This is a genomic window from Rhizobium sp. CB3171 (genome assembly GCF_029714265.1).
Classification (GTDB): domain Bacteria; phylum Pseudomonadota; class Alphaproteobacteria; order Rhizobiales; family Rhizobiaceae; genus Rhizobium.
Map to the genome: position 1 here is coordinate 139,801 of NZ_CP121654.1, position 23,442 is coordinate 163,242.

General features: G+C 57.8%; 22 protein-coding genes. 5 read left to right on the forward strand and 17 right to left on the reverse strand.

Annotation, left to right across the window (positions count from 1 at the left end):
• Positions 1-12: 12 nt before the first annotated feature.
• Complete coding sequence (locus QA648_RS32715) at positions 13-606, forward strand: hypothetical protein (protein WP_283054633.1); 594 nt, start codon at positions 13-15, stop codon at positions 604-606.
• Positions 607-762: 156 nt separating this feature from the next.
• Here the strand turns inward: QA648_RS32715 and hypE are convergent, their stop codons facing one another.
• The 16 genes from hypE to QA648_RS32795 form a co-directional block, all read right to left on the reverse strand.
• Positions 763-1,803 carry a hydrogenase expression/formation protein HypE gene (gene hypE, locus QA648_RS32720; protein WP_283054746.1) on the reverse strand — a complete coding sequence of 347 codons (1,041 nt, stop codon included), beginning with the start codon at positions 1,801-1,803 and terminating at the stop codon, positions 763-765.
• Positions 1,804-1,805: 2 nt separating this feature from the next.
• Complete coding sequence (gene hypD / locus QA648_RS32725; RefSeq protein WP_283054634.1) at positions 1,806-2,963, reverse strand: hydrogenase formation protein HypD; 1,158 nt, start codon at positions 2,961-2,963, stop codon at positions 1,806-1,808.
• Entirely contained in the window at positions 2,960-3,187 is a 228-nt protein-coding gene (locus QA648_RS32730; protein WP_283054635.1) for a HypC/HybG/HupF family hydrogenase formation chaperone, read from the reverse strand. The genes hypD and QA648_RS32730 overlap by 4 nt, the downstream gene beginning before the upstream one ends.
• Entirely contained in the window at positions 3,178-5,451 is a 2,274-nt protein-coding gene (hypF, locus tag QA648_RS32735) for a carbamoyltransferase HypF (protein WP_283054636.1), read from the reverse strand. The genes QA648_RS32730 and hypF overlap by 10 nt, the downstream gene beginning before the upstream one ends.
• Before the next feature lie 2 nt (positions 5,452-5,453).
• Complete coding sequence (gene hypB, locus QA648_RS32740) at positions 5,454-6,326, reverse strand: hydrogenase nickel incorporation protein HypB (protein ID WP_283054637.1); 873 nt, start codon at positions 6,324-6,326, stop codon at positions 5,454-5,456.
• Positions 6,326-6,667, reverse strand: a complete 342-nt coding sequence (gene hypA / locus QA648_RS32745) for a hydrogenase maturation nickel metallochaperone HypA (protein ID WP_283054638.1) — start codon at positions 6,665-6,667, stop codon at positions 6,326-6,328. The genes hypB and hypA overlap by 1 nt, the downstream gene beginning before the upstream one ends.
• Positions 6,660-7,769, reverse strand: a complete 1,110-nt coding sequence (locus QA648_RS32750; RefSeq protein ID WP_283054639.1) for a hydrogenase assembly protein HupF — start codon at positions 7,767-7,769, stop codon at positions 6,660-6,662. Before QA648_RS32750 ends, hypA begins: the two co-directional genes overlap by 8 nt.
• Positions 7,766-8,086: a hypothetical protein gene (locus QA648_RS32755; RefSeq protein ID WP_283054640.1), complete on the reverse strand. Its 321-nt coding sequence runs from the start codon at positions 8,084-8,086 to the stop codon at positions 7,766-7,768. Before QA648_RS32755 ends, QA648_RS32750 begins: the two co-directional genes overlap by 4 nt.
• A gap of 74 nt (positions 8,087-8,160) precedes the next feature.
• Complete coding sequence (locus QA648_RS32760; RefSeq protein ID WP_283054641.1) at positions 8,161-8,907, reverse strand: hydrogenase expression/formation protein; 747 nt, start codon at positions 8,905-8,907, stop codon at positions 8,161-8,163.
• A 302-nt stretch (positions 8,908-9,209) separates the two neighbouring features.
• Positions 9,210-9,503: a HypC/HybG/HupF family hydrogenase formation chaperone gene (hypC, locus tag QA648_RS32765; RefSeq protein ID WP_283054642.1), complete on the reverse strand. Its 294-nt coding sequence runs from the start codon at positions 9,501-9,503 to the stop codon at positions 9,210-9,212.
• A gap of 144 nt (positions 9,504-9,647) precedes the next feature.
• The gene (locus QA648_RS32770) at positions 9,648-10,238 is read right to left on the reverse strand and encodes a HyaD/HybD family hydrogenase maturation endopeptidase (protein ID WP_283054643.1); all 591 of its coding nucleotides are present in this window, start codon (positions 10,236-10,238) and stop codon (positions 9,648-9,650) included.
• A gap of 1 nt (position 10,239) precedes the next feature.
• Entirely contained in the window at positions 10,240-10,956 is a 717-nt protein-coding gene (gene cybH / locus QA648_RS32775) for a Ni/Fe-hydrogenase, b-type cytochrome subunit (RefSeq protein WP_283054644.1), read from the reverse strand.
• Complete coding sequence (locus QA648_RS32780; RefSeq protein ID WP_283054645.1) at positions 10,953-12,743, reverse strand: nickel-dependent hydrogenase large subunit; 1,791 nt, start codon at positions 12,741-12,743, stop codon at positions 10,953-10,955. Before QA648_RS32780 ends, cybH begins: the two co-directional genes overlap by 4 nt.
• Positions 12,740-13,852 carry a hydrogenase small subunit gene (locus QA648_RS32785; RefSeq protein ID WP_283054646.1) on the reverse strand — a complete coding sequence of 371 codons (1,113 nt, stop codon included), beginning with the start codon at positions 13,850-13,852 and terminating at the stop codon, positions 12,740-12,742. The genes QA648_RS32780 and QA648_RS32785 overlap by 4 nt, the downstream gene beginning before the upstream one ends.
• A 95-nt stretch (positions 13,853-13,947) precedes the next feature.
• Entirely contained in the window at positions 13,948-15,891 is a 1,944-nt protein-coding gene (locus QA648_RS32790; protein WP_283054647.1) for an FAD-dependent oxidoreductase, read from the reverse strand.
• Positions 15,892-16,681: 790 nt separating this feature from the next.
• Positions 16,682-17,704, reverse strand: coding sequence for an L-histidine N(alpha)-methyltransferase (locus QA648_RS32795; RefSeq protein WP_283054648.1), 1,023 nt, complete (start codon positions 17,702-17,704; stop codon positions 16,682-16,684).
• A 755-nt stretch (positions 17,705-18,459) separates the two neighbouring features.
• Here QA648_RS32795 and QA648_RS32800 point away from each other — a divergent pair.
• The 3 genes from QA648_RS32800 to QA648_RS32810 all read left to right on the forward strand — a co-directional run bounded on the left by QA648_RS32800 (position 18,460) and on the right by QA648_RS32810 (position 21,461).
• Positions 18,460-19,638, forward strand: coding sequence for a cytochrome P450 (locus tag QA648_RS32800; RefSeq protein ID WP_283054747.1), 1,179 nt, complete (start codon positions 18,460-18,462; stop codon positions 19,636-19,638).
• Positions 19,639-19,672: 34 nt separating this feature from the next.
• A complete protein-coding gene (locus QA648_RS32805) occupies positions 19,673-19,897 on the forward strand; it encodes a ferredoxin (protein WP_283054649.1) in 225 nt (74 codons plus the stop codon).
• A gap of 529 nt (positions 19,898-20,426) precedes the next feature.
• Complete coding sequence (locus QA648_RS32810; RefSeq protein ID WP_283054650.1) at positions 20,427-21,461, forward strand: porin; 1,035 nt, start codon at positions 20,427-20,429, stop codon at positions 21,459-21,461.
• Positions 21,462-21,578: 117 nt separating this feature from the next.
• Here QA648_RS32810 and hemN read toward each other — a convergent pair whose 3' ends face one another.
• The gene (gene hemN, locus QA648_RS32815; RefSeq protein WP_283054651.1) at positions 21,579-22,925 is read right to left on the reverse strand and encodes an oxygen-independent coproporphyrinogen III oxidase; all 1,347 of its coding nucleotides are present in this window, start codon (positions 22,923-22,925) and stop codon (positions 21,579-21,581) included.
• On the opposite strand from hemN, the gene QA648_RS32820 reads away from it, so the two are divergent.
• A complete protein-coding gene (locus QA648_RS32820) occupies positions 22,910-23,182 on the forward strand; it encodes a hypothetical protein (protein WP_283054652.1) in 273 nt (90 codons plus the stop codon). The genes hemN and QA648_RS32820 overlap by 16 nt on opposite strands.
• Positions 23,183-23,442: the final 260 nt, after the last annotated feature.

A 23,442-nucleotide genomic window follows, 5' to 3' on the forward strand; every position in this document is an offset into this window, starting at 1 on the left:
GATGGGACATATATGAAAACACAGCAGCGAAAATTCGTTGTCGAGCTCAAATCGGCGCGCCGCAGGACAACGATCCAGCCAACTTCCATCTGGGGTGATACCGACCTCAAGGCGCTGGCACGCGAGGCGGAAGCTGACGCACCGCATCTTTTCGAGCCCAACATCGTCTCAGATGTTCCGAAGCATGAAAGCGAGCCGTGGTCGGAGCCAAAACCAGAAACTCACCTCAACGACCACGTTGAAACCGGCGACGATCAACGGATTTCGGCGTCCTCTTTCGAAACGGAACAAACGTGCCCGTCTCAGCAGGACAATGGTCCGATCTTCACCTCTGTTTCACCGTTGAAAGACGGCTCTTCCAGGCGGTCTCGAAAGAACACAAAGCGTCGACGGGAAGCAAATATCGATCATAATGCCGACGAAACGACAAGCATGGTCAGCGCCCAATCAAACGCTAGCCACATCGATATCTCAGGCGACGAGCTAATTGCGCTTGAAGAAGAGAATCGACGGCTTAAGGCTTTGCTAATCGAACATCTTCTTCAAGAAAATACGCAGATTCGACAGATGCTCGCGCGATTCAGCGATAACCGCGAGATCTTGTGAACCGATCCAGTTTGCGTGGCAGCGCTTAGATCCCTTCATGACCACCAGGAGGGAGTGCATGCGATTTACCGGCAAAGTGCGCATGATAGCTGCTCATCAAGCTCGTTGCTGGCTACGGGCATGCATTCTTGCGTGAAGCGGTATGCACAGCCGTGCTCAGCAGATTCGCGGCAACTGTTCGCCCCATAGCCAATCGACAATGCGACTGCCGCCAAACGACGTCGCCATCTGGACGAAGCAATGGTCGTCAGCCTCGGCATGGCCGATCAATGCGGCCTCAGCACCCAACGGATGCGCGCGCATGACGGCGAGCAGCGCATCCGCAAACTCTGGCGCCACCACGACGACGAGCTTGCCCTCGTTGGCGACGTTGAGCGGGTCGAGGCCGAGCAATTCGCAAACCGCGGCTACTTCCGGTTTGATCGGAATGGCCTCCTCGTCGATGCGGAAGCCGACATGTGAGGCATTGGCGATTTCGTTGAGTATCGCCGCAAGTCCACCGCGCGTTGGATCTCGCATCAGCCTGATTGACGATCCGGCGACCTCGACCATTGCCGCTACCAACCCGTGCAGCGCGGCGCAATCCGATATGATGTCCGTATCGAAATCCAGGTTCTCGCGCTTCGACATCACCGCGACGCCGTGATCGCCTATCGAACCCGAGATGATCACCGCATCGCCTGGCCGCGCGGCATCGGAGCGCAGGTCGAGACCGGCTCGAATTACGCCGATGCCGGAGGTAGATATGAACACGCCGTCGGCCTTGCCGCGCTCGACCACTTTCGTATCGCCAGTGATGATCGGCACACCTGCCTCGCGGGAGGCTGATCCCATGGCTTCGGCAATTCGATTAAGGTCTGCGAGCGGAAAGCCCTCTTCAATGATGAAACCTGCCGAAAGATAGAGCGGGCGCGCGCCGGCCATCGCAATGTCGTTAATCGTCCCGTGTACGGCAAGCGAGCCAATATTCCCGCCGGGAAAGAACAGTGGCGAGACAACATAGCTGTCGGTGGTCATCACCATGCGCGCTGCCGGAACGGCAAATGCCGACTGATCGTTGCCAGCTCTGAGCCAGTCATTGTCGAAGGCCTTGTGGAAAATGTCCTCGACCAACTGGCCCGTGGCGCACCCGCCCGCCCCATGCGAGAGATCGATGCGTCCGTTGCTGAGGTCGAGCTTGGACCTTTTGGCTTTCATGGTCATGCGACCGTGCTGCTGCTTTCGTCCGCCTTTCCCCGCCTGCGAAAACGGCCGTAGATCCAATGCGCGGCGCAGGCGCCTTCCGACGACACCATGCAGGAACCCATCGGCGAATCGGGCGTACAGACCTTACCAAACAGCTTGCAGTCGGAGGGCTTCTTTACACCGCGCAGAATGGCGCCGCATTCGCAGGCCGGATTGTCTTGCGCCGCCGGCGTCACCATGTCGAAACGTTTCTCAGCATCATATTTGGCATATTTGGACCTGAGGCCAAGCGCACTATGGGGTATCGCGCCCAGACCGCGCCATTCGAAGCTTTCCCGCAATTCGAAGACGTTTGCGATCTCGCACTTCGCCTTTTCGTTGCCAAGGGTGGTCACGGCGCGGATATACTGGTTCTCGACCTTATGGGCGCCGTCATTGACCTGGCGGACCAGCATCAGGATTGAATAGATGACATCAAGCGGCTCGAAGCCTGCCACCACGATCGGCTTGTTAAATTCTTCGGTAAGGACTTCAAATGGCTGCGTACCAATTACCGTGCTGACATGTGCAGGGCCAAGCAATCCGTCGATCTTGATAGTGCCGAGCGGGTGAACGTCGGAGTTTTCGAGAATAGTCTTGATCGCAGCCGGAGTTAGCACGTGGTTTGAGAAGATCGAAAAGTTTGCGAGGTCCTTCGCGATCGCGAACCGCAGCGCCAACGCCGTCGGCGGCGTCGTGGTCTCGAAACCGATGGCGAAGAAGACGACTTGCCTGTTCGGTTCGGCTTCGGCAATGCTTAGCGAATCGAGTGTCGAATAGACCATTCGAATATCGGCGCCGGCCGACCTGGCCTTGAGCAGACTTAAGCCGTTTGAGCATGGCACACGCATCAAGTCGCCATAGGTGCAAAGCGTGATTTCTGGGCGCATGGCAAGCGCGATCGCTGCGTCGATGCGGCCGATCGGCAGCACGCAGACTGGACAGCCCGGTCCATGAATCATCTGCACATTGGACGGCAGCAGGTCTTCAAGGCCGTAGCGCGAAATTGCATAGGTATGGCCGCCGCAGAATTCCATGAAATGATAGCTGCGCGCCGGATCTACCGCCGCTGCGATCTGGCGAGCAATATCTTTGGCAAGCTTGGCATCGCGGTATTCGTCGATATGTTTCACGCCGGACCTCCGAGAGTAGCTTCGCGGATCAAGGCAAGGGTCCTCTCCGCTTCTTCCGTGTTGATCTTCGCAAGCGCGTAGCCGACGTGGAGGACGAGATAGTCACCGGGCGTGACATCCTCGACGAGTGCAATCGATATGACCTTCAAGACGCCGTCGAGCGTCACTCTGGCCATATTGTCTGGCAGCAGTTCCATCACCTGGACCGGTAGGGCTAAGCACATGTCCGGTGCTCCGAGATCCGCGCGCAGTCGTGTTTGATCACGTGCCGTGCATAGGCGGCCTGACCTAGCGCTATGCCCCCGTCATTGGGCGGAACCTGGTGCGGCAGATAAGGTTCAAGGCCGTGGTCGCGCAGGGCGCGGGAGAGACCCTCGGCCAGAACGCAGTTCGTGATGCAGCCGCCGCCGAGCATGATTGTTCGTGTGCCAGCCTTTGATGCACCAAGGGCGGCCCAATCGGCGAGGCCGCTGATCAGCGTGCCGTGGAATAGGTCTGCGGCCTGGCGGTGGTCAGGCCGCCGCTCCGCCAGATGGACGATGAGGGGTCGGAAATCGAGCATGCCGTCGGCAAGCCTGTAGCCTCCGGCAAGACATTGCGGATCATCGGCAAGTGCTTCGAGCTCCATTGCTGCCTGCCCCTCGTAGCTCTGGACGAGGCGGACGCCCGCGATCGCGGCCACCGCATCGAAAAGTCGCCCCAAGCTGGACGTCTCTGTTGGTTGCAAGCCGCGGGCAAACATCGCGTCAAGTTGCGCGACGCCAGGATGCCCAGGCCAAAGCGTGGCCGCAAGGTCGCGGCGGCCGGCGGCCTGAAGAGCGGCAATTCCCATGCGCCAGGGCTCCCGTGCAACCCGGTCGGCGCCTGGCGCCGGCAAAGGCAGAAGCGAAGAGAGCCGCTGCCAGCGAGGGCCGTCGACGACAAGCATTTCGCCTCCCCAACTGCTGCCATCGACGCCATAGCCATGGCCGTCGAGTGCAAGCCCGAGGACCGGCCCGCCGGCATGATGTTCCGCCTCAACGGCCGCGATGTGAGCGAGGTGATGTTGCACCGGCAGAAGCGGCAGATCCAAATGTTCGGCTATCCGCGCTGAACGAAAATCCGGATGCAGATCGCAGGCGGCAAATTCCGGCCTGACATCAAGGATAGAGCAGAGATGCTCGAGGGCTTCCCGCTGAAAGCGGATCGCTTCGACATTGTCGAGACCGCCGATGTGCTGCGACAGAAATGCTTCCCGACCTCTTGTCACGCAGATCGCGTTTTTGAGGTCCGCCCCGGTGGCGATCACGCATGGGCCGTCCTCACCGAGATCGACTGGCTCTGGCACAAAACCCCGGGCACGCCTCAGGAAGCTCGGCGCGCCGTCAATTACCTGCATGACGGAATCGTCAGCACGAATGGCGATGTCGCGGTCATGTGTGACGATCAGGTCGGCAATCCCGGCAAGCCGATGCATGGCATCGTCATTGTCTGATAGGAGCGGTTCGCCCCCCGGGTTGGCGCTGGTCGCAATCAAAGCGGCGGGAGCACCTGCCGCCTCTGCGGCAAACGCAGCAAACAACAGGTGGTGCACCGGCGCATAGGCGAGCAGCAGACCGACCCGACCAAGGCCCGGAGCAATGAGCTTGGAAAGGTGATCACGCGCCTCGATTAGGACGATCGGGGCGGCGGTCGAGGCGAGCAAATCCTCCTGTGCCCGCGAGGGCCTGGCGAGTAGCCGGGCTGTCTCAATGTCCGGCACCATGATCGCGAACGGCTTCTCGTCGCGCATCTTACCTCGTCTGAGACGATCAATCGCCGTATCATTGCGTGCGTCGCAGAAGAGCTGGAAGCCGCCGATGCCCTTGATCGCAATGATCTGGCCATTCATGAGCCGCGCGGATATCTCAGCGATCGGATGGCTAAGCTGTGGGCCGCAAGCCGGGCAGGCGAGGGGCTCTGTATGGAAGCGCCGGCTCTCCGGGTTGCCATAATCTGCGCGGCAGGCGCTGCAGATCGGGAACGCAGCCATCGATGTTTGGCCGCGATCATAGGGGAGCGCACGGGTGATGGTGAAGCGCGGGCCACAATGAGTGCAGTTGACGAAAGGATAACCGAAAAAGCGGCTGTCCGGATCATTCAGTTCGTGCTGGCATTCGACGCAGGTCGCGGCGTCGGCACCAATGCGCGTGGCGCCACGGCCGCCGACGCTTTGGAGGATTTCGAATACTTCGTCGCCGACCCTCTCCAGTTCCAGCTTGTCGACGCAATCGACGCGGGCAAGCGGCGGCGCCTCGTTCCGGACGCGTTCCGCGAAGCAGTCGACAGCGGCGCCCTCGACCTCGATCAGCACGCCGGCACTGTCGTTGAGCACGAAGCCGGTAAGCTGCATCATCCTCGCAAGCCTATAGACGAACGGCCGGAATCCCACCCCTTGCACGGCACCGCGCACTCGCACTCGCAACCGCCGGACACGATCTTCCGCCATGGATGCCAAGGCGCGCACCATCGTCAGCCTACCTGCGAAGCTATCGCGATCCGGGCCACCGCAGCCTCCAGCCAGAAATAGAACGCTTCCATGCCTTCGCCGCTGCGCGCAGAAACCGTGAGAGTGCGAAGGCGCGGATTGACGCGCAGCGCATTAGCGATGCAGAGCCCGACATCGAAGTCGAGATGCGGCAGGAGGTCGGACTTGTTGAGAATCATCAGATCGGCGGCCGCGAACATGTCGGGATATTTGAGCGGCTTGTCCTCGCCTTCAGTAACCGAAAGCACCACGACCTTATGAGCCTCGCCAAGATCGAAAGCCGAGGGACAGACAAGATTGCCGACATTTTCGATGAACAAGACCGAACCGGCCCCGGGCGCCAGGTCCTCCACCGCGTGGCCGACCATGTGGGCGTCGAGGTGACAGCCCTTGCCGGTGTTGATCTGGATTGCAGGAACGCCGGTCCTTCGGATGCGTGCGGCATCGTTCGAGGTCTGCTGGTCGCCTTCAATCACGCTGATTGACATCCGGTCCTTGAGGTCGGAAATGGCGCGCACCAGAAAGCTGGTCTTTCCCGACCCCGGGCTTGAAACGAAATTCAGCGCAAAGATGCTGTTGCGGCCGAACCGAGCCCGGTTTTCGGCAGCATAGGCGTTGTTTTTTGAGAGGATATCCTTTTCGATCTGGACGATGCGCTCGGGGTTCACGCCCGGGACATGCACGCCGGCAATGCGCTGACCGTGTTGGAGCCCTCCGTCTTGCGCATAGTGACGATCATGATGATGTCCATGATCGTGAGGGTGGCCACGATGATGATCATGGCGCTCGCCCTGCGCGCCGGTCTTGCTCTTGCCATCTTCCAACGTTGCCATTTCGCAGCCGCATACCATGCACATCAGATCACCTCCATCTCCTTGATCCTCAATTCATCGCCCGCCGTCGTCTGCACCCGATACCGCCCGCAGTCCGGGCAGGCGCCGAACCGCCTATCGAGGGGCACCGTCTTCCCACAATCAAGGCACCAGCCCTTGCCGGCGATGCGATTGATTTCGAGTGCGGCATGTTCGGCAATCGTGCCACGCCGCACAGCTTCGTAGCAGAACAGAAGCGAATCCGGATTGATGTCGCTCAAAACACCGATATCGAGGCGGATCGATTTGACTGCGCTTGCGCCATTCAGCTGCGCCATCTCGCAGACGATGGCGATCACGCTCTCCATCAACGACATTTCATGCATGGGCGGCGTCGCGAATGTTAAGCTTGAACTCGACACAGGGATCGAACAGAGCCGCGAGGCGAGAAACCGACCGGGCCGCCGATTCATGAGCACCGATCCGCGATGAGAGAAGGGTTTCGACAAACGGACCGGCCGGATGAAAATTCCACTCGGTCGGGGCAAGGATGCGGTAGGCGCAAAGTTTCCCGTTCGCGTCGATCTCGGCCTGATGATATAGCCTGCCACGCCCACATTCCACCACGCCAAAGCCGCCGGCGCCGGGCACCGGACCACCGGCCATCAGTTCGGAAGGATCATTCTGGCCCTTGGCAAGATGCGCGACTTGCTTCAAGCAAAGGCCAACGTCGCGTATGCGCGCCATGAAGCGTTGGGCAAGATGCGGATCGTCTGACCTGCTGGTGTCGCAAAGCCGGGCATAAGCGCCGGTTTCAACGACCCGACCGTCAAGATGCGGCAAGGCGCAATAGTGCGCATCGTTGCAAAGATGGGCAATAATTTCGGCATCGTCGGCGGCAGTCAGCGGATCAGGACGCCGGCCTGGAAAAGTCCGGTCATCCTTGATATCTCGAAAAATCGCCGCGCAAGCCGTGTCATCCGGCGGAAGGCCATCGTCTTTGGCGATGCCGAGTCCCTCTGCTGCATCGGCAAGCCGCCGCGCGTTGGCAACCAGGGCACCATGGTTTACTTTTTTCTCTCTCGATTCGCCGATGATTGCCTGCGACGCGGCCAGGGCGCCGCGCAAATATTGGCCCGCCTGAGCCACCAGACCTGCCGACATTGATGACGGCCAGTGCAAAATCAGTCCTCTCAATGTTTCGAATATCCGTTCGGCCAGCAATCCGGCCATCGCCGCGAACTGCTCCTCGATGGGCATCGGCAGGCCGGCTGCATTCAGTATGGCAAGGCGCGCGGCCACCGATTGCGAACAGCCACAGAGTGAAAAAACCCGTCCTGCAAGCACGGGCGCCTCTTCGGGTCGGCGGCCGATGAACATGCGTGCCAATTCTTGCGGGCGGTTGACCCTCACTTCCACGAAACGGGCAAGCGCTTGCGACACTGTTACGTCGATCCTGATCGAACCGGGGCCAAGGAGATAGGTCATGCAGCAAGCTCCCGCAGCGCTCGGAAATTCCTCCAAAGCAGATCACGGCGCATAGGGCTGGCGGTTGGAGTGGGCGACGGTGCGAGCGCAACGATGTTGGAAATTGCGCGCTTAGCCTTCAACGCCATCCCCATCGTTCCAAACTCAAAGACCATGGAAAACAGCAAGCAGTAATCAACACCGCCAGTCCTCTCGGGTTTGCCGGCGATGAATTCGATCACGCCTGCCTGCTGATTGCGAGCCGTCCCTGCAGCAGCCAAGATCATGAACCGTGGCGTCGCGACGATGCCGGTCGTTCGCCCGACGAACGCCAGCAAGCTCGTTTCCACAGCGCCGAGCGCGGGAACGACTGTCGCCCTTTTTTGAAGGCCAGCGGTCATCGCCAAGCTGGTCATTTGAAATAGGCCTCCTCGACATCACGCAGGTGTGCCGCGGAGGAGCGGAAATCCTCTTCGGTGGCGATGGCGACGGCGGGGATGTCGACAATTTGCAGCATGTCGACAACGATCTTACCCATGTTGTCGTAAAACTGTACGGACCAGACGTTTCGGGCGCCTGCTGCCGCCACGCGACAGGGGCGGTAGCCGCGCGATGTCAATTGTACGGGACCTGCTCCGAGCGTGACCTGCAGGAAATTCACATCCTCGATGCTCATCGGAAACAACGACAAAATGATAACATGAGCCGGATCGCCATCCCGATACTGGACCATGCGATTACCGATCTCGGTCATGAGGGGCATAACGTTCATAGCGCCGGGCGGCTCAGGTCCATGTGAGATCAAAGTCGGTAGCGCCGTGCAGGCCCGCCGCACCGCCATGGGAATGGGGGCGACCTCGATATATTCGGCAATGAGGTCGCCGGCGGGGTCGGTAAAGCGGATATGCCAGACGCCGGCCATAACCGCTTCCTGGAACTGCGCCAGGACTCCGGAGGGCAGCGCCGCCACCCCGCACACCTCGCCGTTGCCGAGCGTCTGCGTGATCAATTTCTTATCATCGTCATCGAATTCGAAAATGTCGAATAGCCGCCCCGGCTGGCCGGCCTTCTGCACCGCAAGCGTTGCAGCAATGTCGGATATGAGCATTGCGGCTTGGCGGCTTCTGCCGTTTAGGGAGCCAACTCGGTAGGATGGCATTATCTGCTCCAAATCAGCTTGTCATTCATTCTCCCACTTGGGGTTTGCAAGTGCCGTACCACCTGCGGAGAAGGTTGGATCGCATTGATCTGAAGGAAAATTCCGGCCGCGGCCTCATGCCGGTGCGCACGCGCGCGCCGATGCCGAGGCAACCCGTTTTGCCTCGCAATGTTCAGCGCGGAGGCAGTCCGCACGCAGGCACGATCGATCCCGTGCATCTCCGGCTGCCGTTGACGACAGTTCACATGAACATGTGGGCGAAAAGGATGAGGAGATTGTATTCGGTAGCGAAATACGAACTGTCAGTTTTCGCGCAAATGAGACGGTAATTCCGGCTCGCGGGAGATAAGATCGGCAAACAGCGTTTCGAATGACCGTCCTTCGACGGCTTCACCAAGACCGGCCAACGCATCGTCTATCTTGTGTGCTTCGTCGGCATCGAGCACCCGGATCGCAGATCCTAGATGGGTAAGAACGTAGGTCCCAACCGGTTGCGGGCCGACCAGCAGCATCGAAATCGCAAAAACGGATCCGTGGCGCTGGCACTGCGCTGTAAATTCGCCGCCCGTCACCTGCATCGGAATTCCTATGCACACAAATCAGCTCCTCGATCCGCCTGGGTTCATGATATCGGGAACCGGAAGGGTTCCCGTGCGGGTCCTTAGGTTTTGGAAAGATTTGGGCAGCCGGCGAACAGCAACGCAACCGACGACTGCCTCGGTCGCGTCGGAAACTCCTCCTCAACCGGTCAATTCGCCCGGATTGGCGCGCCGCTCATAATGTGCAAAATCGATGTCGTTGGCGAGAAGAGCGGGCGCGGCGGCGCGGCGCGAACTAATGGCGACGCCCCATCGCTCCAGGATGCCGGCGGCTACCATTACGGCCGCCGGAATTACCGCTTTGACTGGCTCAGTCACCGGTCCGCCCCAGTTCTCGAGGTCCACCGGTTGGCAGCCGATCAGCGCGAGTCTTGTGGGATAGCGATCGAGAAGGTCGGCAGCGCTTAGAACTTCCTGGAAGCTTGTCTGGTGCAGGCTCATCTTTTTGGCGCCGGTGAATTTCGGCACTTCGTCATTCTCGACGATCTTCAGCGAGCCCGGCGCGAGCCCGTAGTCGACAGCGTCGAAGACAATCAGATGCTCGGCTTCGGTCACATATTGCACGAGATAGAGGCCCTGGGTGCCGCCGTCGAGCACGGTGACGTTGGTCGGCACCGCATAGGCCTGGTGGAAGGCTTCGACAGCGCGGACTCCAAAACCCTCGTCCGCCCAGAGGATATTGCCAATACCGAGCACCAGGACGTTCGGTTTGCGAGAATTCGTTTCGTCCATCCTAGTCCTCGGTGTGCTTAGACAGCCGCTCGCCCGAAATCATCGACGAAACGATGCTGTCGCGGCTGACGATGTCCTCGCGCACCGCGACATAGATATGGATCATCACGAAGATCAGGATCACCCACATTCCCAGATGATGAAAGCTATGGACGGACTGGCTGTTCGGCGAGAGCCAGAATACCCAACCGAACAGCGTATATTCCCAACTGTCGCGGCCGACGCCTTCGCCATAAAGCGCAAATCCGGTGATCACCATGAATGTCAGCGGCAGCGTGAACATCAGGAGCATGACCAACTGCGACAGCGGATTGTGGCCGGCATATTTCAGCGGGTTTTGAGTGAGGAACATGTAAAAGCGCACCTCGTGCAGCCATTCCCTCCAGAACCGTTTGCTCCAGAAGGGAACGTAGAAGATTTGGCGTGCATGCACATTGCCGACGAAGACCCAGTAGATTCTGAGGATCAGGGCCACGGCCAGGATCTGTCCAGCGGCGAAATGGGAAAAACGGATATAGCCCATCAGGAAATTGGCGTTCGCCTCGCCGGGTACCGCCGGCAATGGGCTACCGATAAAATAGCCTGTCAGCGCCAGCGCCAGGATGCAGAAAGCGTTTATCCAGTGCCAGAGGCGAACGGGCGCCTCGTAGGCATACACGTTTTCGTGCTCGCAATCGGCCTTTGAGGTGGCAGAGATGCTCATGATCGTCCTTCTCATCTGACCTGGACCTTGGCCATTTCCTGACCGTCCGGGCTCATGATATGCGTCGAGCATGCAAGGCACGGATCGAAGGAATGGAGAGTTCGGAGTATTTCGAGCGGCTGCGACGGATCCGACATCGGCGTGTCAATCAGTGAGGCCTCGAACGCGCCGATATTGCCGTTGGAATCGCGCGGACTTCCGTTCCAGGTGGTCGGCACCACGCATTGATAATTGTCGATCTTGCCGCCCTTGATCTTGATCCAATGGGCGAGCGCGCCGCGCGGGGCCTCAGTGAAGCCGACGCCCTTGACCTCACAAGGCCAGGTCTGCGGCTTCCATTTGTCGATGAAGGCGGTGGTGCTGTCGCCGGCCTTGATGTTGGCGACCAGCTTGTCGTGGAAATGCCGCATCTGCCGGCCCGCCCAAACGGATTCGAGCGCGCGAGCGGCGGTGCGCCCCAGTGTCGAAAATAGCGCCTCAGTCGGCAGGCCGAGGTCCTTCAGGATCTTGTCGATCGGATCCTTGAATTCTGCCTTTCCCTGGGCGTAGCCTAAGACCCAACGGGCAAGCGGGCCGACTTCCATGGCATGGCCGCGCCAGCGCGGCGCCTTGATCCAAGAATATTTTCCGCCTTCGTCCAGCTCTTGAATGTTGGTCTTGGTGCCCTTTGCTTTCGGCCCAAGCTCGTAATGCGGCACGGTGACACCGTCCCAGGGATGCAGGCCCTTGGCCTCGTCCGGATATTCGTACCAGGAGTGACTGACGAATTCCTGGATCTGCTCTGGATCGCAATGGTCGACCGGCAGGACTTCGTTGAAATTGCCGTTAATGATCGCACCGCGCGGGAGCTTCAGGCTCGCCTCGCTGTAGTCATTTGCGTGTTCCGGCACGTCGCCATAGGCAAGCACGTTCTTGCCCGACAACCCGCCGCCGAAGAGCCAATCCTTGTAGAAGGAACCGATCGCCATGATATCGGGCAGGTATACCTTCTCGTTGAACTCGATCAGCTGGTCGATCACCGACGAAATTAGATTCAACCGTTCCATTGTGATCGCGCCGACGGCTCCCGTGCCGTCGAGGTTGATCGGACAGGGCACGCCGCCGACCAGCCAGTTCGGATGCGGATTTTTACCGCCGAAGATCGTGTGGATCTTGACGATCTCCCTCTGGAAATCGAGGGCTTCGAGATAGTGCGCTAGGGCCATCAGGTTGGCTTCCGGCGGCAGCTTATAAGATGCATTGCCCCAATAGCCGTTCTTGAACGGACCAAGCTGGCCGGATTCGATGAACTTTCTGAGCCGTGTCTGGATGTCTTTGAAGTAACCAGGCGAAGACAATGGCCAATCGGACACCGATTGCGCAAGCGCCGAGGTGGCCTTCGCATCGGCCGTGAGGGCAGACATGACATCCACCCAGTCGAGCGCATGCAGGTGATAGAAATGCACGACGTGGTCATGAACCTGCAATGCCAGCTGCATCAGATTGCGGATCGAATTGGCGTTTTCCGGAATGGTTATGCCGAGCGCATTTTCAACCGCCCGAACCGATGTCAGCGCATGGGTTCCGGTGCAGACGCCGCAGATCCGTTCGGTGAACGCCCATGCATCGCGTGGATCGCGATTTTTGAGGATGACTTCAATGCCGCGCCACATTGTGCCGGTGGAAACGGCATTGCGGATGATATTGTCCCCATCGACATTGACCTCGACGCGCATGTGGCCTTCAATGCGGGTTACCGGATCGACCACAAGACGCTTGCCGGAATTGTCGAGCGTGAAGCCATCTGGCGTTTGGATGGTCATCGTGATCTTTCCTGTCCCTGGCCGTCTTTAGGATCGGTTTTCCCGCGCTTGGCCGTCACCTGCTTGACGGCAGTGATTGCAGCGTGCGCAGCAATCGCCCCACCGACAATGCCAGCTGCGGTCATGCCCACCTGGTCCGCAGTAGCTTCGACGCCGAATTGGCTGACCTCGGACAGTCGGGAGTAGAAGCTCCCTGCGTCCCAGAAATTTTGTTCCGAGCAGCCAATGCAGCCATGACCCGACTGGATCGGGAAGGAGACGCCCCCATTCCAGCGAACGGTCGAACAGGCATTGTAGGTGGTCGGGCCTTTGCAGCCCATCTTGTAAAGGCAGTAGCCCTTGCGCGCACCTTCGTCGTCCCACTCCTCGACGAACTGGCCGGCGTCGAAATGAGCGCGCCGATAGCACTTGTCGTGGATGCGCTGCGAATAAAACATCTTCGGCCGGCCCTGATGGTCGAGTTCGGGCAGCTTGCCGAACGTGGTGATGAAGGTGACGACGCCGGTCATCACCTCTGCGATCGGCGGACAGCCAGGCACTTTGATGATCGGCTTGTCGCGGATCACTTTATCGATCGGCGTTGCCTCGGTGGGGTTGGGTTTGGCGGCCTGAACGCAGCCCGAAGAGGCACAGGTTCCCCAGGCGATGACAGCCAGAGCGCCTTCGGCCATCCATTTGAGCTTCTCGACGAAGGGTCGCCCGCCATCGATGCAGAACATCCCGCCTTCGCTAAGCGGCGGATTACCTTCGACGGCGAGAACGTACCTGCCCTTGTACTTTTCCCTGGTCTCTTCGAGGATCGCCTCGGCCTGGTGGCCGGCCGCCGCCATGATTGTATCGTCGTAATCGAGTGAAATCATCGACAGGATCACATCCTTGACCAGCGGATGGGCCGAGCGGATGAAGCTTTCCGAGCAGCAGGTGCATTCGAGCCCGTGCATCCAGATCACCGGCACACGCTCTTTGGATTCGAGTGCCTCTGCCATTGCGGCCGCCGTATCGGAGCCAAGGCCGAGGCAGGCAGCCGTCAGGCTGCAGAATTTCAGGAAACTGCGCCGGGTTATGCCCTGGCGACGGATAACATCGTAAAACGTTTCGGTCGCGGCCATCTTGCTCCTTTCAGCCTTCCACCCGTGAGGCCGTCTTCGCCACTGAGCGATTTTAATCCTCGATCTCAACCGGACCTGTGAGTGGTGGCTGCTTTTCAAACCGCTTCAGCCGACGCCATTGACTGGGAGCCGACGTTTCCGATCGTGTGGTAGTCACCGAGATCTGCCTCCTTTGTCAGCTTCCAATAGTCGATAAGACGCCAAGGGCTGTTCGTTACGATCCGCCCCCGGTCGTTGCGGAAATAGGTGGACATGCCAGGATGGCTCCAGATCATCTTCTGGTGCATTTCTTGGATCGTCCGATTGTAGCGTTGATAAACGTCTTGCCGGCATTCCACCTCGGCGAGCTTCTTTTCTCCCATCTGGCGCAAAACGCTCAGCACGTAATCCAGCTGGCTTTCGATGGTGAAGATGAAGTTCCCGCGATGCCCGAGGGCTGTATTTGGGCCGTAGAGCATGAAGAAGTTCGGGAAGCCCGGCACGACGGTACCAAGATACGCCTGACAGTCGTCATCGTTCCAAGCCTCGCGTACTGTCACGCCGTTGCGTCCGAATACCTGAACTGGAAGCAAGAAGCGTGTGATATCGTAACCAGAGGCGACGATGAGAACATCTGCCTCATGGCTGTCGCCATTTATCGCTTGGATCGACTTGCCTTCAACCTGTGCAGCAGCGCTGTCCACCAGATTGACTTGCGGCTTAAGAAGGGTTCTGTACCAGCCATTGTCTAGGAGCATTCGCTTGCCGAACGGCGGGTAGTCGGGAATGACCTTGGCCAGCAATTCGGGTCGCCCTGCCAGCTGTTCTTCGATATATCGAGTACACGTCTCGCGGTGGCCGTCGTTCAGCGCATTCACAGAGCGATCGGGATGCGGCCACGCCGGGTCCTTCTGCAGGGACTCGTGCACTTGACTGTCGAAAATCCAACTGAGCCTCAGCCTGTAGAGCCATTCGTAGTGTGGTACCGCGCGGAGCAAGAACTGCATCGGCTCGGGAACCGGCATAAGAAATTTTGGAAAGGGCGCCGCCCATTGACGCGATCGTTGGAAGATTGTCAGGGCACTCACGCGATCGGCGATGGCAGGGACAATCTGCATTGCCGATGCTCCGTTTCCGATCACAGCCACGCGTTTGCCGTCGAGGCTAATCCCGGGATCCCAATTGGAAGTGTGCACCACTGGTCCGTCGAAGTCACGCAGGCCGGGAATGTTCGGCCATTTCGGCGTGGTAAATCCGCCCACGGCCGAAATGACCACATCGGTTACAAGGGTTTCTTCCCGCCCGTCTGGCAAGCGCAATCGAGAATGCCAAGTGCGGCTTTCCTCGTCATAGCGAGTGAACAGGCATTCCGTATCGTAGCGGATTGAGCTTTCAATCCCGAACTCGCGGGCGACCCGGCTGAGGTATTCATCGATTTCCTGCTGCAACGGGAAGAATTTGCTCCAGTCGCCACTGGCAAACGTGAAGGAGTATAGATGTCCGGGCGTGTCGACCCCGCAGCCAGGGTAGCAATGTGAATGCCAGACCCCGCCGGTGCGGGCTTGCTTTTCGATCTGGATGTAGGAAACGCCCAGTTGTCTTAGCCGAACTGCGGCTGCGATGCCGGACATGCCGGCTCCGATGACAAGGATGCGGAAATTGTCCGGCAAACACACCGGATCAGGAACCGCGCCTGAATACCTGCGCAGCTTGTGGATCATCATGTCAGCAAATTCCGGTGGAATAGGCTCAGCCTCTGACATGGATAGCATGCGGATCAACTCTTCCGCCGATAAGTCTGCCCTGGCGATGGGAACGCCTTGGCGCCAAGCCGTGATGGCGCTCAGCGCTGCATCGCGAATCTCCGCCTGCAATTTGCTTGGCAGGCCACCGGAGTCGTTGTCGTCCCAGCCGGTTTTGGCGGGAATAAACCGCGGACTTAGCCAATATTCTCGTCCTGTGAACTGATAAAGCAGGAGCAACAGGGTCGGGATATTGGCCGAAGGGAGTGCTTCGGCGATGCGCTGGCAAAACTGGTCGATGTCTTCTAAGTGAGCCATGGTTTAGGTTCCTGCGGTTGAAAGGATCTGGACCAATCGGCCAAGGCGTCGCGCCTGGATGCGATTGCTGTCCAACTTCGCGGGTTCCACGACGGGCGTTTGGTGAGATTCTGCAGCAATTTGGCAAGTATCTAATTCAAAACGCGCCGGACCGGTCGGCGTTGATCGCTGCGTGCGAAAAGCCGCTTATGAGGCGCCGTCAGATTAGAGGTTATGATGGTGATGAGGGTTTGCTCGTGCTTCGTCGCGCCTACCCACGCACCACCTGATGCGTCTGCGTGGCCACGGCTCGATATTCCTCGGCGAACATGGCCTGCTTCTTCCGGGTCTGGAGCGTCCTGCTCCCGGCTGACCGGGCATAGGTCCCGGTAGATAGTCTGGTGCTAACATTTCGACATCTCCATGCGGTACCGTCGGACCGCGACGCGTCTGCAAATGCTTCGCAGCAATACGCATGCCAAAGGAAAAAATGTTTTTTAGTTCAGTGCAATCGATCAAACCGCCCGGCGTGCATAACCAGCGTTTGTCGCACATCGGACAAGACCAAGCGACCTTGACCTGTTAGCCGCCGGGCGAACGCGAGAGCCTGCTGCCGATCTCCTCGCCGCGACATTGAGTGCGCGGCCGAGCGTCTCGGCCGTGAAAGTTGGCCAGTTCTAAACGCCCGACACTCCATCCCGCTATGAGTGACAGGGGACCTCACTTGCTGCCAGACATGGGCGGAATGGCCGGTTATTGCCATTGCATGCAAGGCTTGGCTCTTCGCCGACAGCGGCGAAAGGACTTGTTCTCAGGTCGCCTTTTCCAGCACGTGAATGTCTGAGCCGGCGTCATCTGAAAGCACATCAACCGACATAAGCCCTGCGAGGTTCGCGCATTCCCTGAAGAAATCTTCGGAAAAAGAAAACGAGTTCTTTAAATGCAACCGATCACCATCCTTCAATTCGATGCTTTTTCCGTTGAGCCGAAACGACAAATTTCTATTCACGATCGCGGTATGGATCACCTGCATGAAGTTGTCGTCGCCTCTTATATCCGCCTCATACTCAAACACTCCTGGATCAAAGTTATCGTCGACGGGTAATTCTGCCTTCATTCGATAGAACACGTTCAGCTGAAATTCTGGATGCGCTTCGTAGTAGGCTTTTGCGACATCCCACCTGAGATCCGAGCCAATCGAGATCGCAAGCCAGCACCTCTCAGCGCTGTTCGATATCCTCCTCAACGCCTGGACGACCGCCTCAACCGGAGGGGCCTCACTTATGGCGGCTGCGAGGTTCCCAAATGTGCGTCCAAACATGACGACCAATGCCGTTTCCTCATCGGAAAAAAAGCGTCGCCCAGAAAATATGTCATCTCGTATGAATTCGATCTTCAGGTCGAACGGTGGCGGCGATCGCTCTATGTCCCCGAGGAACTCGTTCGAGCGATCAACCAGTACGCAACGTGAGGTCTTTCCGCGCAACTCCGTTGCAAGGGGAAGGGTCTTCTGCTGAAATGCCCGCACTGTTCCGGGGCCGAAGTCGAGAATTGACACCCCTTTTTGAGATCGCTCGCCCCGAGGCCATCGGACATACTCTTTTACTTTCTGCTGAAGTTCTTGCGCCAACTTGATCTCGGCGTCCACCATATTGGTTGTCCCGGTATCGCGCGCATTGTTCATCCTTTCGGTTTCAGCCCTTGCCCACAACAGTGCGCCGCTCATCGAATTGCCGTCCCGGTCACGTCCAGTGTGGTGAGCGTATTGTTCGGGACCCAAGTCTGCCGCATATTTTTGCTGAAAAAGCTTCGAACTTGTTTCAAGAAAGCTCACAACTGCTCTCCTCTTTTGTGTGGCGATGGACAGGGCGACAGGCGAAACTTCGCACGGGAAATCCATTCCCCTTGCAAGCATTGAGGGCCTGGTTCGTGGCGACGGTCTTCTGCGCCATGCGCATGGCGGTGTATTTGCGGCTACCCGCCTCCTTGTGGGGCCGATTGTCGGATTTTCCTCAACCAGCAAGTTGGCCGCGGTTTAGGCATTATTCAGGCCAAGCCAGAACATCGTTTTAAAACAATGAAATGATACTCATGGACCTTTGACGGTGTCCGGCGTTGTCGGAAGTGCGACACCGCTACGTCGCTGCGTTTGCTCGTCGACCGCTATGCCAGTTTCTTCCGCGAGCGCGATCACGCTCCGTCGATTTTGTTAGCTCCCCGACACAAGCTTTTTCAGCTTGCTCGGATCAAACAGCCGAAGAGCGCCGGGAAGATTGCTTTTCGGCCGACCAACGGACCTGGCATGATTTTTGAAGTCTCGATACGAGGCGATCGGCGCGTCCGGCACGTTTGAGTGGCCTCCTCATCGGGTAAGTGTCGGTCGCAATCGACCGGACGACCAGATTGCGACTGTCACGAGCCGGAGGTTGCCGAATATCGGGAATCTCGCCCTCTTGGCTTTTGATGGGCAGGTGAACCGCGACAGTGAGACTTCAGCTGCCAAAGAACAACACGGCGCAACGCAGCCGGCCGCCGTAAAGGAGAAATCAACCCGTGAGTGACCCAATTCCAGATCATGTTCCGCGCGAAATGGTGAGTGACTTCAGCTTGTTCACGTCACCCGGCATGCAACGCATCTCCAATGGCGATCCGCATGAAGCCGCCGCTCGTGTTCACGCCGGGCCTCCAATCTTTTATTCAGTCCACAATACGCGTGATGGTCGTGGCACTTGGCTCATCACCCGGGCCAAAGACCAACGCAAAGTGCTGCAGGACCTCGATACTTTTTCCAGCAACCGCAGCCTTTTCGCCTCTGCGCTCGGTGACGACTGGCCGTTGATCCCACTTGAGCTCGATCCACCGGCCCACGGCATCTTTCGCTCCCTGCTTAATCCCCTGTTTTCGCCAAAACGAGTGATGGCGCTGGAACCCTCTATCCGTGCGCGGGCAATCACCATTGTCGAAAAGATCTCCCTGTCGGGCAAGAGCTGCGAGGTGATGAAAGACTTTGCCATTCCGTTCACAGTTGGCGTCATTCTTCAGTTTTTGGGACTATCGGCTGAACGGCTCGACATATTTGTCGGCTGGGCGAAAGACTTGCTTCACGGAGACAAGGTCCAGCGATCGGCAGCGGCTCAAGCTATTCTGGAGTTTATCGACGAGCTTGCGGCCTTGCGCCGCAAAGAACCGGCCGACGATTTCATGACCTTCGTCGTGCAGGCACAGATTGATAACCGTCCGCTGACCGACAAAGAAGTCCGCGGCATCGGCGTATTATTGTTCGTAGCGGGACTCCATACGGTCGCAGCCGCGATAGGCTTTGATTTGGCCCATCTGGCGCGCAACCCAAAGGACCAGAGTTTATTGCGCAGTGAACCGGAACGGATTGTGCTGGCAACCGAAGAATTGTTGCGGGCCTATTCGACCGTACAGATGATCCGGGTGGCAACAAAAGATATCGACTTCGAAGGCGCGCCGATTCGCAAAGGGGATTATGTTTGCTGCGCCGCGATGATTGCCAATCGTGATCCGGCGGAGTTCGAGGATCCCAACGTGATCGACCTTGCACGCGAGGACAACCGCCACACCGCGTTCGCCTCTGGTCCCCATCGTTGTCTTGGTTCGCACCTTGCCCGGCGGGAGATCATCATCGGCTTGGAGGAATGGCTGTCTCACATCCCTCATTTCCGTATCAAGGAAGGTACGGCCCCCATAACCCATGGCGGCCATGTGTTCGGGATCGAGAATCTCGTCCTGGACTGGTCATAACTCGAGCGCCGCTGTGCAAAATCGGAGGTTAGGCATGCACATCATCGTCCACAATGCCAAATGCCATGGGCACGCGCGATGCTGGTCCCAAGCGCCGGAGATCTTCAAGCTGGATGAGGATGGTTATATCCTGCCCGGCAATATCGACGTTGCTGCAGGGAACGAATTTTGCGCATCACGGGGTGCCCGATCATGCCCCGAACGTGCGCTGGAAATCAACCGCTCATCCCGATACAGCGCCAGCCATGGCCTGAACTGATGCTTTGGACTTGCAAGCGATGAGCAGACATTTCGATCGATGATCTACAATGTTTCAGATGCCGCTAGCTGCAAACATCATGGGTCCAAACATCAAGGATCGATGTCGCTCAGCTCTGTCGGCTATGCGACAATGGCGGACTTGCAAGCGAGCTGTTTCAAAAAAGTTACGTTGCAAAACAAAGGGTTTTTCCTGCGGCATGCATATTGCTGCGAGCCATTTGCGAACGCTTCACGATCAAATTTAACAGAGCGGAAATGTCGAAAATGTCAGCAAAATGCCCTCTGCCGCGGCCTACGTCCTGTCGTCAGATTTCGAGACGCAATGGAGGGATCTGGCCTTGTTTCCAAGAAATAGCCAGGCCGAATTGTTCCTTTTGAAAGCGTAGCAATAGGCCTAGCTTGCTCAAGGGTGGGAATGAATCCCTGATCCCAAATCAGAAGCATAGGAATTCGCTTTCAACGACGATTGCTGAGCACGCGTTTAGCGCGCGTGATGAATTCTCGTTGACCTAAACATTGGAGCTTCAGTGAATATCAGACCCATTCTTCTCGGCGCGATTGCAACACTTTCAGTCGCGCCTAACGTACGCGCTGTCGATCAAGTCGTCGCCATAGAGCCGGAACCGGCTGAACTTGTCCGTATCTGCGATGCCTACGGCAGGGGCTATTTTTATATCCCCGGATCTGAAACCTGCATGCAACTCGGCGGCATGGTCCGCACGCAGGCATCGTCATACAATCCTTATGCCCCAGTAGAGCCCAGCGGTACCACCTGGCTGACGCGAAGCGAAATCTATGTCAATACGGCGACGGAGACTGAATATGGCCCCCTGAAGACGACGACGACTCTACGGTTCGATTATACGGACGATAGTAACACGCTCGGCGCCGATCTGCCTTTGGCGAATATCTCGCTTGGCGGTTTCCTTATCGGCCGCGCCGGCTCTCAATACAATGATTGGATCGGCTATGCCGGCAATGTCGTCAATCCGGATGTGATCGGCAATGGCCCTATCAAGTTGAACCAACTTTCGTATTTTTATGACTGCGGCAACGGCATGTTCGGTGTGGTCTCGATCGAAGACAGTCTCTCGACGAGTGTGAATCCTAGCAGCGCAGATCATTATGCGCCGGACGCAGTGGCTGGTCTTGGCTACAAGACTGGTCCTTGGTCGGTAAGAGTTGTCGCTGGTTATGATTCCATTGTCGAGGAGGGCGCAGTCAAGGCTCGTATCGATGCCGATTTTGGCCTCATCAGTGCATTCCTCATGGGAGCTTGGAATACAGACGGCAGCAAGATCAACAAATATGCCAACGGTGACGTTACTGGAAGCAGCGGCGATTGGGCGTTATGGGGCGGCAGCACCGTCAAGATCAATGATAGGTTAAACTGGAATACGCAGCTCGCCTACGCCGACAACAAGACGTTCCAGGCGGCGACAACGGTCGAATGGTTCGCAACCAGAGACCTCAAAATCGAGCCGGAAATATCCTACGTGAACTACGACAGGATCAAGAATGACACTTGGGCCGGCGCGCTTCGGATTCAGCGGTCGTTTTAAGATTTAACCGATGGGGAGGGCGGACGGATGGCCTCCTGCCAAACATCTCGAGAAACTCGTACTCGATAAAGTCCCATGATCGCTGATTAAGCTTGTTTGCACTTGCTTCTTGACGGGCTAGAGGGGTGGGCGGCCAAGATAAGCATCGAATGCGGAGGCGACAGCGCGAAGCGCAAAGCGACACTCCTGAGGCACTCGGACCAGACCGTTGTCGATGTCCGCTATCCCGTCCTCAGCCAGAATGTCCAACTGCTTAGCTGAACTCAGTAAATGGATCGGATCAAATCCGTGAGCCGTACAGATTGCTGGTACGTCTGCTTCCAAGTAGCACATGAGTTGCTCGATGATTGCGGCTCGTACGCGATCTTCGATGGTGAGACGATAGCCCTTTGATGTCGCCAAGTGGCCGGACGCGATGGATCGGTTATAAGAGTCTTGTGGGAGTTCGTTTTGAACGTAACCTTCGCGGCAACGACCGATCGCCGACGCGCCGAAGCCGATCACAGTTTGGCGTGTTTCGGCCGAGTAACCAAGCGAGTTGCGCTGAAGACGACGAGTCCTCTGCGCCAGCGCAAGCTCATCATCCGGCAAAGCGAAATGGTCGAGCCCGATTTGCAGATAGCCGGCTGCAACTAACGTGTCGGCCATGACTGAGGCCTGCTCGACGCGCGCGGCTATATCGGGCAATGCTGCCCGGTCAATCAAGCGCTGATTTTTTCTATAGGAGGGAACGTGCGCATAACCAAAAACCGCGAGGCGGTCGGGACGCATCTCAATAGCTAACATCGCGCTCTGGCGACAGGACTGGACTGTTTGATACGGTAAACCAAACATCAGGTCGAAACTGATGCGCCCTATTCCATGCAGGCGCAGGTTCTGGACGGCAGTCATCACCTGCGCCTCGCTCTGAACCCGGTTGATCGCTTTTTGTACGATGGGATCGAAGCTCTGAACACCGACGCTTGCGCGGTTCACACCGGCTTTTTGCAAGGCTTCGGCCATATCGGTGGTGAACGTGCGCGGGTCGACCTCGATAGCGATGTTAGCCGCTTTCTCGAACGCGAAGCGGCCGCGCAGGAGTTCCATTAGCGACAGGAAGTCTGCTGGCGGCATGATGGTCGGGGATCCGCCTCCGAAGTGCACGTCGCTCACCGGGAGTGCCTGCGTCGCTAGCTCGGCAACCAAGCGGATCTCCTCGCGCAGCACTGCGAGATAATTGATGATCAAATTATCCAGACGAGTGATGCTCGTCGGAAAACCACAATACCAGCACATAGAGCGGCAAAATGGAATGTGAAGATAGAGCGAAACAGCGTCATCGGTTGGCAGGCTCCTCAGCCATTCCTCATAGGTCTGGGCGCCGATTGCTGAGGAAAACTCCTGTATCGTCGGATAGATGGTATACCAAGGTAAATGCGATCCACTATGTTTTTTCGAGAAGAAAGTTGATGACGATGCGCGCAATGACTTTCGTCTCCAGTCCGGCTTGTCACGTCGAGATTTCACGCGCCGTCTTCCTTTCGATCAAATGGGATTCAGTGCTTGAGGGGGGCTTTCGCCGCCAGGCATCATGGCTTCCCGCCGTCTTTCACCGGGCAAAAGGCATGCCATTCGAGTTGAAGATCGAGAACTTGCAGCTGGTCGAAGTCGCTATAAGCAGCTGCCCTTGGTTTGAATTGGGAAAGACGTTTGCGCTCAACCACTGCGCATCTAGCATCTAATTGTGACGCTCCATGCCCGGACGCCTTGAACCAACCGAACGTTATACTTTTGACAATGTCCGACATTGGACAATGGTACCGCGCATATCACCTTGTTTCGACAGCATTTTTCGTTTGGCATGATGTATGCCTAACCATCCGCGACACACTGCGCCGAGGGAGCGGAGCCGTGTCGGAATCAGCTCCAGGAGGCGGGCATAGTTGCTGAGACAGTGCTTTGGTCGAACGCTTTGCACATTTGTACTCAGCTTGGTGGCTCC